We start from the raw sequence: 15,750 nt of genomic DNA on the forward strand, positions 1-15,750 counted from the left end.
GTAGTGACGAATGTTCGAGTTGTACTCGACGTGAGCGGTGTTGATGGTGATACCGCGCGCTTTTTCTTCCGGAGCCGAGTCGATCTTGTCGAACTCAACAACGGCCGAACCGAAAACTTCGGAGCAGACGCGGGTCAGCGCTGCGGTCAGAGTGGTCTTACCGTGGTCAACGTGGCCGATGGTGCCGACGTTAACGTGGGGAAGGGAACGATCAAATTTTTCTTTAGCCACGACAGTGAACCTCTTGCCTAAAGGGGATTAGCCTTGTTTTTTAACGAGTGCTTCGACGATGTTCGACGGAGCTTCGGCGTATTTGGAGAATTCCATGGAGTAGCTTGCGCGACCCTGAGACATGGAACGAACGTCGGTTGCGTAACCGAACATCTCTCCGAGCGGTACCTCAGCAGTGATTACCTTGCCGGACACCGAGTCTTCATTACCCTGGATCATCCCGCGACGACGGCTCAGGTCACCCATCACGTCACCCAGGTAGTCTTCCGGGGTTACAACTTCGACCTTCATGATCGGCTCAAGGACCACGCCACCGCCCTTCTGGGCCAGTTGCTTGGTCGCCATCGAAGCGGCGATCTTGAACGCCATTTCGTTGGAGTCGACATCGTGGTACGAACCGTCGAATACGGTAGCCTTCAGGCCGAGCAGCGGATAGCCGGCAACAACGCCGTTTTTCATCTGCTCTTCGATACCCTTCTGGATCGGGGCGATGAATTCCTTAGGAATCACACCACCAACGACTTCGCTGGTGAACACCAGACCTTCGGTGATGTTGCCCTTCTCGTCGACGTCCGGCTCCGAGAAACGGATCCAGCAGTGACCGAACTGACCACGACCACCCGACTGACGAACGAACTTGCCTTCGATCTCGACGTTGGACTTGGTGATCTTCTCGCGGTAGGAAACCTGCGGCTTGCCGACGTTGCACTCGACGTTGAACTCGCGCTTCATGCGGTCAACGAGGATGTCCAGGTGCAGCTCACCCATACCGGAGATGATGGTCTGGCCGGTTTCTTCGTCGGTCTTGACGCGGAACGACGGGTCTTCCTGAGCCAGCTTGCCCAGTGCGATACCCATCTTCTCCTGGTCAGCCTTGGTTTTCGGCTCTACGGAGAGCGAAATTACCGGCTCAGGGAAGTCCATACGCTCGAGGATGATCGGCTTGTCGGCGTTGCACAGGGTGTCACCGGTGGTGACGTCCTTCATGCCGATCAGAGCAGCGATGTCGCCAGCGCGTACTTCCTTGATCTCTTCACGCTGGTTGGCGTGCATCTGCACCATACGACCAACGCGCTCTTTCTTGCCCTTGACCGAGTTGATGACGGAGTCACCGGAGGTCAGGAAGCCCGAGTAGACGCGAACGAAGGTCAGAGTACCCACGAACGGGTCGGTGGCAATCTTGAACGCCAGGGCCGAGAACGGCTCGTTGTCGTCAGCAGGACGCTCATCGTACTGCTCTGGAGTGACTTCATCCTTCGGCACGTCGATCAGGTCAGGGTGGATACCCTTGATCGCCGGGATTTCGGTCGGAGCGGGCAGGAAGTCGATAACGGCGTCGAGAACCAGGGGAACGCCCTTGTTCTTGAACGAGGAACCGCAGACAGCAGGAACGATCTCGCTCGCCAGGGTACGGGCGCGCAGACCAGCCTTGATGTCTTCGACGGACAGGTCACCTTCTTCAAGGTACTTGTTCATCAGCTCTTCGTTGGCCTCGGCAGCAGCCTCGACCATGTTGTTGCGCCATTCGTTGGCCAGGTCCACCAGCTCGGCAGGAATCTCTTCCTCACGGTAGGTAGTACCTTTGTCGTCGTCGTTCCAGTAGATGGCTTTCATCTTGATCAGGTCAACCTGACCCTGGAAGTCGTCTTCTGCACCGATAGCCAGCTGGACCGGGACCGGGGTGTGACCCAGGCGGTTCTTGATCTGGCCGACAACGCGCAGGAAGTTGGCACCAGCACGGTCCATCTTGTTCACGTAGACAACACGTGGAACGCCGTACTTGTTGGCTTGACGCCATACGGTTTCGGACTGTGGCTCAACGCCGGAGGTACCGCAGAATACAACGACCGCGCCGTCGAGCACACGCAGCGAACGCTCTACTTCAATGGTGAAGTCAACGTGGCCGGGGGTATCGATGACGTTTACGCGGTAGTTGTCGTACTGACCACGGGAACCTTTCCAGAAGGTGGTAACGGCAGCGGAGGTAATGGTGATACCGCGCTCCTGCTCCTGCACCATCCAGTCGGTGGTCGCGGCGCCGTCATGCACCTCGCCCATCTTGTGGCTCAGACCTGTGTAGAACAGGATCCGCTCGGTAGTGGTAGTCTTGCCCGCGTCAACGTGCGCGCAGATACCGATGTTACGGTAGCGGTTAATTGCTGTAGTACGAGCCATAAAGCCCTCGCAAAATGATTGATGCTTGAATTAGAAGCGGTAGTGCGAGAACGCTTTGTTGGCTTCAGCCATACGGTGAACGTCTTCACGCTTCTTGACTGCAGCACCCTTGCCTTCAGCAGCATCCAGCAGCTCGCCAGCCAGGCGCAGAGCCATCGACTTCTCGCCGCGCTTGCGGGCGTAGTCTACGAGCCAGCGCATTGCCAGAGCGTTACGACGGGACGGACGAACTTCAACCGGAACCTGGTAAGTGGCACCGCCGACACGGCGGGACTTTACTTCGACCAGCGGAGCGATGGCGTCGAGAGCTTTCTCGAAGATTTCCAGGGGGTCGCTGTTCTTGCGTGCTTTGACGGTATCCAGGGCACCGTAAACGATGCGCTCGGCTACGGCCTTCTTGCCGCTTTCCATCACGTGGTTCATGAACTTGGCGAGGATCTGGGATCCGTACTTCGGATCGTCCAGGATCTCACGTTTTGCTGCTACACGACGTCTTGGCATGATAAGCCCTCAAACGGTCTTCAGGTTAGCCCGGGACGTGGGTCTTCGACCCCTGCCCGACCTTACTCTTATCGACTCAAAAAAATGGATGTCTGCAAACGACCGATTACTTCGGACGCTTGGTACCGTACTTCGAACGCCCCTGGTTACGGCCTTTGACGCCCGAAGTATCCAGAGAGCCGCGAACGGTGTGGTAACGAACACCTGGCAAGTCTTTTACACGGCCGCCACGGATCAGGACGACGCTGTGCTCTTGCAGGTTGTGGCCTTCACCGCCGATGTACGAGGAAACCTCGAAACCGTTGGTCAGACGCACACGGCATACTTTACGCAGTGCCGAGTTAGGTTTTTTCGGCGTGGTGGTGTACACACGGGTGCACACGCCACGACGCTGCGGGCAGTTCTGCAGCGCAGGAACGTCGGACTTCTCGACCGAACGCTTACGCGGCTGACGTACCAGCTGGTTGATAGTTGCCATCTACTAGCTCCACTGATTGTCTTGCGACTCTATTGTCTTGCAAGAAAGCCAAAAATTGGCGAGACGGAGCCTCACCAAATTTAAGGGTACAAAAGTCTAAAGAGGATCTTGCACCCAGTCAAGACGAGGCCCCGGCCCTCCTCGCCCGATCATCGGCAACAATTCATGTCGCCGATGATCGCTAGAGGCTTGCCGGGGCCCTGCCCTGCACTTAGTTACCGCTGGAGTTCAGCGCTTCGGTCAGTGCGGCTTCCACCTCACTGGCGCTCACACGCAGCGGCTTGTCGGCATCACGGCGACGCTTGCGCTCGCTGTGGTAGGCCAGACCAGTACCGGCCGGGATCAGGCGACCCACGACCACGTTCTCTTTCAGGCCGCGCAGGTAGTCGCGCTTGCCGGTTACCGCCGCTTCGGTCAGTACGCGGGTGGTTTCCTGGAAGGAAGCCGCCGAGATGAACGATTCGGTGGACAGCGAGGCCTTGGTGATACCCAGCAGCACACGGGTGAACTTGGAGATGAACTTGTCTTCGCTGGCGAGACGCTCGTTCTCTACCAGTACCTGAGTCAGTTCCATCTGGTCGCCCTTGATGAAGCTGGAATCGCCCGACTCGGAGATCTCGACCTTGCGCAGCATCTGACGCAGGATGGTCTCGATGTGCTTGTCGTTGATCTTCACGCCTTGCAGACGGTAAACGTCCTGGATCTCGTTGACGATGTACTTCGCCAGCGCGCTCACACCCAGCAGACGCAGGATGTCGTGCGGATCGCTCGGGCCGTCGGAGATGACTTCGCCGCGGTTTACCTGTTCGCCTTCGAAGACGTTCAGGTGGCGCCACTTCGGAATCAGCTCTTCGTACGGATCGCTACCGTCGGTCGGAGTGATGACCAGACGACGCTTGCCCTTGGTCTCTTTACCGAACGCGATGGTGCCACTGACTTCAGCCAGGATCGAGGCTTCTTTCGGACGACGCGCTTCGAACAGGTCGGCAACGCGTGGCAGACCACCGGTGATGTCACGGGTCTTCGACGTTTCTTGCGGGATACGCGCGATAACGTCACCGACGCCGATCTGGGCACCGTCAGCCACGCCGACAAGGGCGTTGGCCGGCAGGAAGTACTGGGCAGGCACGTCGGTGCCTGGCAGGTACAGGTCCTTGCCGTTGGCGTCGACCATCTTGATCGCCGGACGGATTTCCTTGCCGGCGGCAGGGCGATCCTTGACGTCCATCACTTCAATGTTGGTCAGGCCGGTCAGTTCGTCGGTCTGGCGCTTGATGGTGATGTTTTCTTCCATGCCCACGAAGGTCACGGTACCTTTGAGCTCGGTAACGATCGGGTGGGTGTGCGGGTCCCACTTGGCGACGATGGCGCCAGCTTCGACCTTCTCACCTTCCTTGACCGAAATCACCGCACCGTAAGGCAGCTTGTAACGCTCACGCTCACGACCGAATTCATCGGCAATGGCCAGCTCGCCGGAACGCGATACGGCAACCAGGTTGCCGTCGGCACGCTCGACCTGCTTCAGGTTGTGCAGACGCACCATACCGCCGTTCTTCACCTGGACGCTGTCGGCAGCCGAGGTACGGCTTGCAGCACCACCGATGTGGAACGTACGCATGGTCAGCTGGGTACCCGGCTCACCGATCGACTGTGCAGCGATAACGCCGACAGCTTCACCGATGTTCACCTGGTGACCGCGAGCCAGGTCGCGACCGTAGCACTTGGCGCAGATGCCGTAGCGGGTTTCGCAGTTGATCGGCGAACGCACGACCACTTCATCGATGCTGTTCAGCTCGATGAACTCGACCCACTGCTCATCCACCAGGGTACCGGCCGGAACGATGACGTCCTCGGTGCCTGGCTTGAACACGTCACGGGCGATGACACGACCCAGTACACGCTCACCCAGCGGCTCGACAACGTCACCGCCCTCGATGTGCGGGGTCATCAGCAGGCCCTGGTCGGTGCCGCAGTCGATCTCGGTAACCACCAGATCCTGCGCCACGTCTACCAGACGACGAGTCAGGTAACCGGAGTTAGCAGTCTTCAGTGCGGTATCCGCCAGACCCTTACGAGCACCGTGGGTCGAGATGAAGTACTGCAGTACGCTCAGACCTTCACGGAAGTTCGCGGTGATCGGCGTCTCGATGATCGAGCCGTCCGGCTTGGCCATCAGGCCACGCATACCGGCCAGCTGACGAATCTGGGCAGCGGAACCACGCGCACCGGAGTCGGCCATCATGTACATCGAGTTGAAGGACTCTTGCTCGACTTCCTTGCCCTCGCGGTCGACGACCTTCTCTTTCGAGAGGTTGGCCATCATCGCCTTGGACACTTCGTCGTTCGCCTTGGACCACAAGTCGATGACCTTGTTGTACTTCTCGCCCTGGGTAACCAGGCCGGAGGCGTACTGGCTCTCGATTTCCTTCACTTCGTCGGTGGCGGTACCGATGATGCGGGCTTTCTCGTCCGGGATCACGAAGTCGTTGACGCCGATCGAAACGCCGGAAATGGTCGAATAAGCAAAACCGGTGTACATCAGCTGGTCGGCGAAGATCACGGTCTCTTTCAGACCAACCACGCGGTAGCACTGGTTGATCAGCTTGGAGATCGCCTTTTTCTTCATCGACTGGTTGACCACGTCGAACGGCAGGCCGGCAGGCACAACCTGGAACAGCAGCGCACGGCCGACAGTGGTGTCGACAATACGGGTGTTCTTGACGATGGAGCCGTCGCGCTCTTTCACGGTCTCGTTGATACGGACCTTGATTTTCGCGTGCAGGGCCGCTTCGCCGGCGCGGAATACGCGGTCGACTTCCTGCAGGTCGGCGAACACGCGACCTTCGCCCTTGGCATTGATGGCTTCACGGGTCATGTAGTACAGACCCAGTACAACGTCCTGCGACGGAACGATGATTGGCTCACCGTTGGCTGGCGACAGGATGTTGTTGGTCGACATCATCAGCGCGCGCGCTTCGAGCTGGGCTTCCAGGGTCAGCGGCACGTGAACGGCCATCTGGTCACCGTCGAAGTCGGCGTTGTACGCGGCGCAGACCAGCGGGTGCAGCTGGATGGCCTTGCCTTCGATCAGAACCGGTTCAAAGGCCTGGATACCCAGACGGTGCAGGGTCGGTGCACGGTTGAGCAGTACGGGGTGTTCGCGAATCACTTCGGCAAGGACGTCCCACACCTCTGGCAGCTCGCGCTCGACCATCTTCTTGGCGGCCTTGATGGTGGTCGCCAGACCACGCATTTCCAGCTTGCCGAAAATGAACGGCTTGAACAGCTCGAGGGCCATCTTCTTCGGCAGACCGCACTGGTGCAGACGCAGGGTCGGACCAACGGTAATTACCGAACGGCCGGAGTAGTCCACGCGCTTACCGAGCAGGTTCTGACGGAAGCGACCTTGCTTACCTTTGATCATGTCGGCCAGGGACTTCAGCGGACGCTTGTTCGAGCCGGTGATGGCGCGACCGCGACGGCCGTTGTCCAGCAGGGCGTCGACCGCTTCCTGCAGCATGCGCTTTTCGTTGCGCACGATGATGTCCGGCGCCGACAGATCGAGCAGGCGCTTCAGACGGTTGTTACGGTTGATCACCCGACGATACAGGTCGTTCAGGTCGGAGGTCGCGAAGCGGCCGCCATCCAGCGGTACCAGCGGACGCAGGTCCGGCGGCAGTACTGGCAGGACGGTCAGGACCATCCACTCAGGCAGGTTGCCCGAGCCCTGGAAAGCTTCCATCAGCTTCAGGCGCTTGGACAGCTTCTTGATCTTGGTTTCCGAGTTGGTCTGCGGAATCTCTTCGCGCAGGCGGCCGATCTCGTGCTCCAGGTCGATAGCGTGCAGCAGCTCGCGGACAGCCTCGGCACCCATGCGGGCGTCGAAGTCGTCACCGAACTCTTCCAGCGCTTCGAAGTACTGTTCGTCGTTGAGCAGCTGACCCTTCTCGAGGGTGGTCATGCCCGGATCGATAACGACATAGCTCTCGAAATAGAGCACGCGCTCGATATCACGCAGGGTCATGTCCATCAGCAAGCCGATACGGGACGGCAGCGACTTCAGGAACCAGATGTGGGCAACCGGCGAAGCCAGTTCGATGTGCGCCATGCGCTCACGACGAACCTTGGCCAGGGCGACTTCAACGCCGCACTTCTCGCAGATCACGCCACGGTGCTTCAGGCGCTTGTACTTACCGCACAGGCACTCGTAGTCCTTGACTGGGCCAAAGATCTTGGCGCAGAACAGGCCGTCACGCTCAGGCTTGAACGTACGGTAGTTGATGGTTTCCGGCTTCTTAACTTCACCGAACGACCACGAACGGATCATTTCAGGCGACGCCAGACCGATGCGGATGGCGTCGAACTCTTCGACTTGACCCTGGTTTTTCAGCAAATTCAGTAGGTCTTTCAAGGCCTTTCCTCCTGGCGGAGCAGGGAGCGGGCATTACCTGCCCACTCCCCTTCGCGTCACGTGTTATTCGGTTTCCAGATCGATATCGATACCGAGCGAACGGATCTCTTTGATCAACACGTTGAAGGACTCGGGCATGCCCGGCTCCATACGGTGATCGCCATCCACGATGTTCTTGTACATCTTGGTACGGCCGTTCACGTCGTCCGACTTCACTGTGAGCATTTCTTGCAGGGTGTATGCCGCGCCGTATGCTTCCAGCGCCCACACTTCCATCTCCCCGAAACGCTGACCACCGAACTGCGCCTTACCACCCAGCGGCTGCTGGGTAACCAGGCTGTAGGAACCAGTGGAACGCGCGTGCATCTTGTCGTCCACCAAGTGGTTCAGCTTGAGCATGTACATGTAACCCACGGTCACAGGACGCTCGAACTTATTGCCGGTACGGCCATCGAACAGCACCATCTGGCCGCTTTCCGGCAGGTCTGCCAGTTTCAGCATGGCCTTGATCTCACGCTCCTTGGCACCGTCGAAGACCGGAGTAGCCATAGGCACGCCTTTCTTCAGGTTGTTCGCCAGGGCGAGGATCTCTTCGTCGGTGAACTCTTCCAGGTTCTCCTGACGACCACCGATTTCGTTGTAGATCTCGGTGAGGAAGGTACGCAGCTCAGCGGCTTTACGCTGCTCTTCGATCATGCGGTCGATCTTCTCGCCCAGGCCCTTGGCCGCGAGGCCCAGGTGGGTTTCGAGAATCTGACCGACGTTCATACGCGAAGGTACGCCCAGCGGGTTCAGTACGACGTCGACCGGAGTACCGTTGGCGTCGTGCGGCATGTCTTCGACCGGCATGATTACCGAGACGACACCCTTGTTACCGTGACGACCGGCCATCTTGTCACCCGGCTGGATGCGACGGCGGATTGCCAGGTAGACCTTGACGATCTTCAGTACGCCTGGAGCCAGGTCATCGCCCTGCTGCAGCTTGCGCTTCTTGTCTTCGAACTTGTCGTCCAGCAGGCGACGGCGATCGACGATGTACTGCTGAGCCTTTTCCAGCTGCTCGTTCAGTGCATCTTCGGCCATGCGCAGTTTGAACCACTGGCCGTGCTCCAGACCGCTCAGGACGTCATCGGTGATCACGGTGCCTTTCTTCAGGCCCGCGCCACCGTCGACCACCTGGCCGTTCAGGGCAGAACGCAGACGCTCGAAGGTCGCGCCTTCAACGATGCGGAACTCTTCGTTGAGGTCCTTGCGGATCTCGTCCAGCTGCATCTTCTCGATGGCCAGGGCGCGGCTGTCGCGCTCGACGCCATCACGGGTGAAGACCTGGACGTCGATGACGGTGCCCTTGGTGCCGGTCGGCACGCGCAGGGAGGTGTCTTTGACGTCGCTGGCCTTCTCACCGAAGATTGCGCGCAGCAGTTTTTCTTCCGGCGTCAGCTGGGTTTCGCCTTTTGGCGTTACCTTGCCGACCAGGATATCGCCAGCGCCGACTTCGGCACCCACGTAGACGATACCGGCTTCGTCCAGCTTGTTCAGCGCAGCCTCACCCACGTTCGGGATGTCCGCGGTGATTTCCTCTGGGCCAAGCTTGGTGTCACGCGCCACACAGGTCAGTTCCTGGATGTGGATCGTGGTGAAGCGGTCTTCCTGGACCACACGCTCGGACAGGCAGATGGAGTCTTCGAAGTTGAAGCCGTTCCACGCCATGAACGCGATGCGCATGTTCTGACCCAGTGCCAGTTCACCCATGTCGGTGGACGGGCCGTCGGCCATGATGTCGCCACGCTGAACCTTGTCACCCTTGCTCACCAGCGGACGCTGGTTGATGCAGGTGTTCTGGTTCGAACGGGTGTACTTGGTCAGGTTGTAGATATCCACACCTGCTTCGCCGGTTTCCACTTCGTCGTCGGCAACGCGGACAACGATACGGCTGGCGTCGACCGAGTCGATCACACCACCGCGGCGAGCAACCACGCAAACCCCGGAGTCACGGGCGACGTTGCGCTCCATGCCGGTACCTACCAGCGGCTTGTCGGCACGCAGGGTCGGTACGGCCTGACGCTGCATGTTCGAACCCATCAACGCACGGTTGGCGTCGTCGTGCTCGAGGAACGGAATCAGCGACGCTGCGACCGAGACTACCTGCTTCGGCGAAACGTCCATCAGGGTGACGTCTTCCGGCGCCTTGACGGTGAATTCGTTCAGGTGACGAACGGCTACCAACTCATCGATCAGCTGCTTCTTTTCGTTCATCGCGGCCGAAGCCTGGGCGATGACGTGATCGGCTTCTTCGATGGCCGACAGGAACACGATGTCGTCGCTGACAACGCCTTCCTTCACCACGCGGTACGGGCTTTCCAGGAAGCCGTACTGGTTGGTGCGGGCATAGGCCGCCAGGGAGTTGATCAGACCGATGTTCGGACCTTCAGGGGTCTCGATCGGGCACACGCGGCCGTAGTGGGTCGGGTGTACGTCACGGACTTCGAAGCCGGCGCGCTCACGGGTCAGACCACCTGGGCCGAGTGCGGAGACGCGGCGCTTGTGGGTGATCTCGGAGAGCGGGTTGTTCTGGTCCATGAACTGCGAGAGCTGGCTCGAACCGAAGAACTCCTTCACCGCCGCCGCTACCGGCTTGGCGTTGATCAGGTCCTGCGGCATCAGGCCTTCGCTTTCAGCCATCGACAGGCGCTCTTTGACCGCACGCTCTACGCGCACCAGGCCAACGCGGAACTGGTTCTCGGCCATCTCGCCGACGCAACGGACGCGACGGTTACCGAGGTGGTCGATGTCGTCGACGATGCCCTTGCCGTTACGGATATCGACCAGGGTCTTGAGGACCTCGACGATGTCTTCCTTGCTCAGCACGCCCGAACCTTCGATCTCGGTGCGACCGATACGACGGTTGAACTTCATGCGACCAACGGCCGACAGGTCGTAACGCTCGGCGCTGAAGAACAGGTTGTTGAACAGGGTCTCGGCGGCATCCTTGGTTGGCGGCTCGCCTGGACGCATCATGCGGTAGATCTCGACCAGCGCTTCCAGTTGGTTGCTGGTGGTGTCGATCTTCAGGGTATCCGAGATGAACGGACCGCAGTCGATGTCGTTGGTGTACAGGGTCTCGACGCGGACAACCTGGGCCTTGGCGATCTTCACCAGCAGGTCGGTGGTCAGCTCGGTGTTGCACTCGGCGATGATCTCGCCGGTGGCAGGGTGCACGATCGCCTTGGCGGTGGTGCGACCCAGCACGTACTCCAGCGGTACGTCCAGCTCTTTCACGCCAGCCTTTTCCAGCTGGTTGATGTGGCGCGCGGTGATACGGCGGCCTTGCTCGACGATGACCTTGCCGCTGCCGTCATGGATGTCCATGACCGCAACTTCACCACGCAGACGCTGAGGCACCAGTTCCAGGCTCAGTTTTTCGCCGGACAGGTGGAACACGTTGGTGGTGTAGAAGGTGTTGAGTACTTCTTCGGTGCTGTAGCCCAGCGCGCGCAGCAGTACCGAGGCCGGCAGTTTGCGGCGACGGTCGATACGCACGAACACGCAGTCCTTCGGGTCGAACTCGAAGTCCAGCCAGGAACCGCGGTAAGGGATGATGCGCGCGGAGTACAGCAGCTTGCCCGAGCTGTGGGTCTTGCCACGGTCGTGGTCGAAGAACACACCCGGCGAGCGGTGCAGCTGAGATACGATCACACGCTCGGTACCGTTGATTACGAAGGTACCGTTCTCAGTCATCAGGGGGATTTCACCCATGTAGACTTCTTGCTCTTTGATGTCCTTGATCGCTTTGTTCGACGATTCCTTGTCGAAGATGATCAGGCGCACCTTCACCCGCAGCGGGACCGCGAAGGTCACACCACGCAGGACACATTCCTTCACATCGAACGCCGGCTCGCCCAGGCGATAGCCGACGTACTCCAGGGCAGCATTGCCGGAGTAGCTGATGATCGGGAATACCGATTTGAAGGCCGCATGCAGGCCGACGTCGCGGAACTGATCCTTGGATGCTCCCGCCTGCAGGAATTCGCGATACGAATCCAGCTGGATGGCCAGGAGGTAAGGCACATCCATGACGTCCGGCAACTTGCTAAAGTCCTTGCGGATACGTTTTTTCTCAGTGTATGAGTAAGCCATCAGCATTCCCCAGCTTGGTCACCTGCTTGTTTGGCATCTCCCGGCGGGAGCAGCCGAAAATCGTGCAAACCTCTTGGTTTGCGCCACCCTCATGGGTGTCTTGCAGCTCGTTATCGGGGCCGACCTGATCGGCCACCAATAACGGAAAAAGGCCGGTGGCATAAGCCACCAGCCATCAGCCCTTCGCTTAACGCTCGGACTGGAGTCGCAAAGTCGAAATTACTTCAGCTCGACTTTAGCGCCAGCTTCTTCCAGCTTCTTCTTCGCGTCTTCAGCGGCTTCTTTCGAAACGCCTTCAGCGATGACCTGAGGAGCGCCGTCGACTTTCTCTTTGGCTTCTTTCAGGCCCAGACCGGTCAGTTCACGAACTGCCTTGATCACGTTGACCTTCTTGTCGCCAGCTTCGGTCAGAACGACGTTGAACTCGGTCTGCTCTTCAGCAGCGGCAGCAGCAACAGCTGGGCCAGCGGCAACAGCGGCAGCAGCGGTAACGCCGAAGGTTTCTTCCATCGCTTTGATCAGCTCAACAATTTCCAGAACGGTTTTCTGGCCGATTGCTTCGATGATTTGCTCGTTAGTCAGAGACATGACTTAAATCCTGTATTGGGGTGACAGCCTACGCAGCCATCAAATTAAACGTATGATTTTGAAAGTGTTGCGCGTGCCTTAGGCAGCAGCAGCTTCTTTCTGGTCGCGCAGAGCTGCCAGGGTACGAGCCAGCTTGCTGGTTGCACCTTGGATTACGCTCATCAGCTGTGCGATAGCCTCGTCGCGAGTTGGCAGGGTTGCCAGCACGTCGATCTGGTTAGCGGCAAGGAACTTGCCGTCAAACGCAGCTGCCTTGATCTCGAACTTGTCCTGACCCTTGGCGAACTCTTTGAACAGGCGGGCAGCAGCGCCCGGGTGTTCGTTGGAGAAAGCAATCAGGGTCGGGCCTTTGAACGCGTCGTTGAGGATCGAGAATTCGGTGCCTTCAACAGCGCGCTTGAGCAGGGTGTTACGTACGACACGTACGTAAACGCCAGCTTCGCGGGCCTCTTTACGGAGTCCGGTCATTGCGCCTACAGTCACACCACGGGCATCAGCCACGACAGCGGACAGAGCGACTTTGGCAGCCTCGTTGACTTCAGCGACGATGGCCTTCTTGTCTTCGAGTTTAATTGCCACGGGTTTACTCCTGGTTTCTACCGTTTCATCTGGCCGAAGCCGGATGTCGTTTTGGTGTCTGATTCGCGAACGAATCGGGAGCACCATCTGCGTAGGCTTGAGGTTTAAGGCTTGCGCCGCCTACGGTCTTGGATAGCCCCCGCCAGGCAGGGACCCCAATTTAGTAGCAGGTGCGACCAAGATCGCACCGACCGAGCATTACACGTTCAGCGAGCTCTGATCGATGATCAGACCTGGGCCCATGGTGGTGCTCAGGGTAACGCGCTTGACGTAGATACCTTTCGAGGAAGCCGGCTTGATACGCTTCAGATCAGCGATCAGGGCTTCAACGTTTTCCTTCAGCTTGCCGGCTTCGAAGCCGATCTTGCCAACGGAGGTATGGATGATACCGTTCTTGTCGGTACGGTAGCGAACCTGACCAGCCTTGGCGTTTTTCACGGCAGTGGCTACGTCTGGGGTCACGGTACCGACTTTCGGGTTAGGCATCAGGCCGCGAGGACCCAGAACCTGACCCAGCTGACCTACAACGCGCATTGCATCAGGCGATGCGATGACGACGTCATAGTTCAGGTCGCCGCCTTTCATTTCGGCAGCCAGGTCGTCCATACCTACGCGGTCAGCGCCGGCAGCCAGAGCGGCCTCAGCAGCTGGGCCCTGGGTGAAGACGGCAACACGTACGGTCTTGCCAGTGCCGTGTGGCAGCACGGTAGCGCTACGAACGACCTGGTCGGATTTACGTGGGTCAACACCGAGGTTGACGGCGATGTCGTACGACTCGACGAACTTGGCAGCCGGCAGCGAAGCCAGCAGGGTTGCGGCTTCTTCGAAGTTGTAGGCCTTGCCTGCTTCGATTTTCTCGGCGATAGCCTTTTGGCGCTTGGTCAGCTTAGCCATTACACACCCTCCACGTTCAGGCCCATGCTACGGGCGGAGCCGGCGATGGTGCGTACAGCAGCGTCCATGTCAGCGGCGGTCAGATCGGCCTGCTTGGCCTTGGCGATCTCTTCCAGCTGAGCACGGGTGACGGTACCGACCTTGACGGTGTTCGGGCGAGCCGAACCGCTGGTCAGGCCAGCAGCTTTCTTCAGCAGAACCGAGGCAGGGGTGCTCTTGGTCTCGAAGGTGAAGCTACGGTCACTGTAGACAGTGATGATCACTGGAGTCGGCAGACCTGGCTCTTGACCCTGGGTACGGGCGTTGAAGGCCTTGCAGAATTCCATGATGTTCACACCGTGTTGACCCAGTGCTGGACCAACGGGTGGGCTTGGGTTGGCCTGGCCGGCCTTTACTTGCAGCTTGATGTAAGCCTGAATCTTCTTAGCCATGAGCTACTCCAAATTCGGGTACGAACGCCTGATGGCTCCCCGTTTGACTTGCGTTTTATCCCAGTGACGACAAAACCCCGCAGCACATAGGGCTGCGGGGTATGGGATGCTGCGTTCTGCTAGACCTTTTCGACCTGGCTGAACTCGAGCTCCACCGGGGTGGAGCGACCGAAAATGAGCACTGCAACCTGCAGACGGCTCTTTTCGTAGTTAACCTCTTCGACACTGCCATTGAAGTCGGCGAACGGACCATCAATGACGCGAACCACTTCACCCGGCTCGAACAGCGTCTTCGGCTTCGGCTTGTCACTCCCGTCGGCAACGCGACGCAGGATGGCCTCTGCCTCTTTATCGGTGATCGGCGCAGGCTTGTCTGCGGTACCACCAATGAAACCCATGACCCGAGGGGTATCCTTGACAAGGTGCCAAGTCCCTTCGTTCATTTCCATCTGGACCAGTACATAGCCAGGGAAGAACTTACGCTCGCTCTTGCGCTTCTGGCCGTTGCGCATTTCGACGACTTCTTCGGTCGGGACCAGGATCTCGCCGAATTCGTCTTCCATGCCAGCCAGCTTGACGCGCTCGATCAGGGAGCGCATTACATGCTTCTCGTAACCCGAGTAAGCATGCACAACATACCAACGCTTAGCCACGAGACACCCTTAGCCAACGATCAAGGAGACCAACCAGCCGAGCAGGGAATCTAGACCCCACAACAGCAGCGCCATGACCAGAACTACAGCCACGACAATCAGCGTGGTCTGAGTGGTTTCTTGGCGGGTCGGCCACACGACTTTACGGATCTCGGTACGAGCTTCCTTCGCCAGCGCAAAGAACGACTTACCTTTGGCGGTCTGCAGGGCAACGAAGCCAGCGACAGCAGCCAGGGCAAGCAGGACAAGCACGCGATACAGGATCGGCGAAGCGGAGTAATACTGATTACCCACGACACCGACGACTACCAATGCGACAACAGCGAGCCACTTGAACAGATCAAAACGCGATTCTTGGGCTTCAGTTTTGGGAGTCATCGAGGAGGATCCTGTGAGAAGAAAGCCATCACACCGAGGTGAATGGCAGGTCAGGAGGGAATCGAACCCCCAACCTACGGTTTTGGAGACCGTCGCTCTGCCAATTGAGCTACTGACCTATAACGCTGTATCAGGCCGGCCATTATACCGGCCTGATCAAGTAAATCAACTACTTATTCAATAATTTTCGCTACAACGCCGGCGCCGACGGTACGACCGCCTTCACGGATGGCGAAGCGCAGACCGTCTTCCATTGCGATGGTCTTGATCAGGGTGACAGTCATCTGGATGTTG

General features: G+C 58.7%; 13 protein-coding genes and 1 tRNA gene. All 14 read right to left on the bottom strand.

Annotated elements, in window-relative coordinates; translation table 11 throughout:
• Window positions 1-231 (bottom strand): GTP-binding protein (locus tag AC25MA_RS25620; RefSeq protein ID WP_039772421.1); only part of this gene is annotated, 231 nt, incomplete at its 3' end.
• 27 nt (window positions 232-258) lie between these two features.
• Complete coding sequence (gene fusA / locus AC25MA_RS25625; RefSeq protein WP_028692257.1) at window positions 259-2,406, bottom strand: elongation factor G; 2,148 nt, start codon at window positions 2,404-2,406, stop codon at window positions 259-261.
• A gap of 30 nt (window positions 2,407-2,436) precedes the next feature.
• Window positions 2,437-2,907 (bottom strand): 30S ribosomal protein S7, encoded by a 471-nt coding sequence (rpsG, locus tag AC25MA_RS25630; RefSeq protein ID WP_003246741.1) that lies wholly within the window; start codon window positions 2,905-2,907, stop codon window positions 2,437-2,439.
• 106 nt (window positions 2,908-3,013) lie between these two features.
• The gene (gene rpsL / locus AC25MA_RS25635; RefSeq protein WP_003255492.1) at window positions 3,014-3,385 is read right to left on the bottom strand and encodes a 30S ribosomal protein S12; all 372 of its coding nucleotides are present in this window, start codon (window positions 3,383-3,385) and stop codon (window positions 3,014-3,016) included.
• Window positions 3,386-3,596: 211 nt separating this feature from the next.
• On the bottom strand, window positions 3,597-7,796 hold the full coding sequence (rpoC, locus tag AC25MA_RS25640) for a DNA-directed RNA polymerase subunit beta' (protein WP_028692258.1): 4,200 nt from the start codon (window positions 7,794-7,796) through the stop codon (window positions 3,597-3,599).
• A gap of 63 nt (window positions 7,797-7,859) precedes the next feature.
• Window positions 7,860-11,933 (bottom strand): DNA-directed RNA polymerase subunit beta, encoded by a 4,074-nt coding sequence (rpoB, locus tag AC25MA_RS25645; protein WP_486972545.1) that lies wholly within the window; start codon window positions 11,931-11,933, stop codon window positions 7,860-7,862.
• A 219-nt stretch (window positions 11,934-12,152) separates the two neighbouring features.
• Entirely contained in the window at window positions 12,153-12,521 is a 369-nt protein-coding gene (rplL, locus tag AC25MA_RS25650; protein WP_011531883.1) for a 50S ribosomal protein L7/L12, read from the bottom strand.
• A gap of 78 nt (window positions 12,522-12,599) precedes the next feature.
• A complete protein-coding gene (gene rplJ / locus AC25MA_RS25655) occupies window positions 12,600-13,100 on the bottom strand; it encodes a 50S ribosomal protein L10 (RefSeq protein WP_003257082.1) in 501 nt (166 codons plus the stop codon).
• 198 nt (window positions 13,101-13,298) lie between these two features.
• On the bottom strand, window positions 13,299-13,994 hold the full coding sequence (rplA, locus tag AC25MA_RS25660) for a 50S ribosomal protein L1 (protein WP_028692260.1): 696 nt from the start codon (window positions 13,992-13,994) through the stop codon (window positions 13,299-13,301).
• Window positions 13,994-14,425 (bottom strand): 50S ribosomal protein L11, encoded by a 432-nt coding sequence (gene rplK / locus AC25MA_RS25665; RefSeq protein WP_028692261.1) that lies wholly within the window; start codon window positions 14,423-14,425, stop codon window positions 13,994-13,996. The genes rplA and rplK overlap by 1 nt, the downstream gene beginning before the upstream one ends.
• Before the next feature lie 119 nt (window positions 14,426-14,544).
• The gene (nusG, locus tag AC25MA_RS25670) at window positions 14,545-15,078 is read right to left on the bottom strand and encodes a transcription termination/antitermination protein NusG (protein WP_011531880.1); all 534 of its coding nucleotides are present in this window, start codon (window positions 15,076-15,078) and stop codon (window positions 14,545-14,547) included.
• A gap of 9 nt (window positions 15,079-15,087) precedes the next feature.
• Entirely contained in the window at window positions 15,088-15,456 is a 369-nt protein-coding gene (gene secE, locus AC25MA_RS25675) for a preprotein translocase subunit SecE (RefSeq protein ID WP_011531879.1), read from the bottom strand.
• 43 nt (window positions 15,457-15,499) lie between these two features.
• Window positions 15,500-15,575, bottom strand: a tRNA-Trp gene (locus AC25MA_RS25680).
• 54 nt (window positions 15,576-15,629) lie between these two features.
• A partial coding sequence (locus AC25MA_RS25685; RefSeq protein WP_080963315.1) for an EF-Tu C-terminal domain-related protein occupies window positions 15,630-15,750 on the bottom strand: 121 nt, incomplete at its 5' end.

This window comes from Pseudomonas sp. P65(2024) (assembly GCF_057480955.1).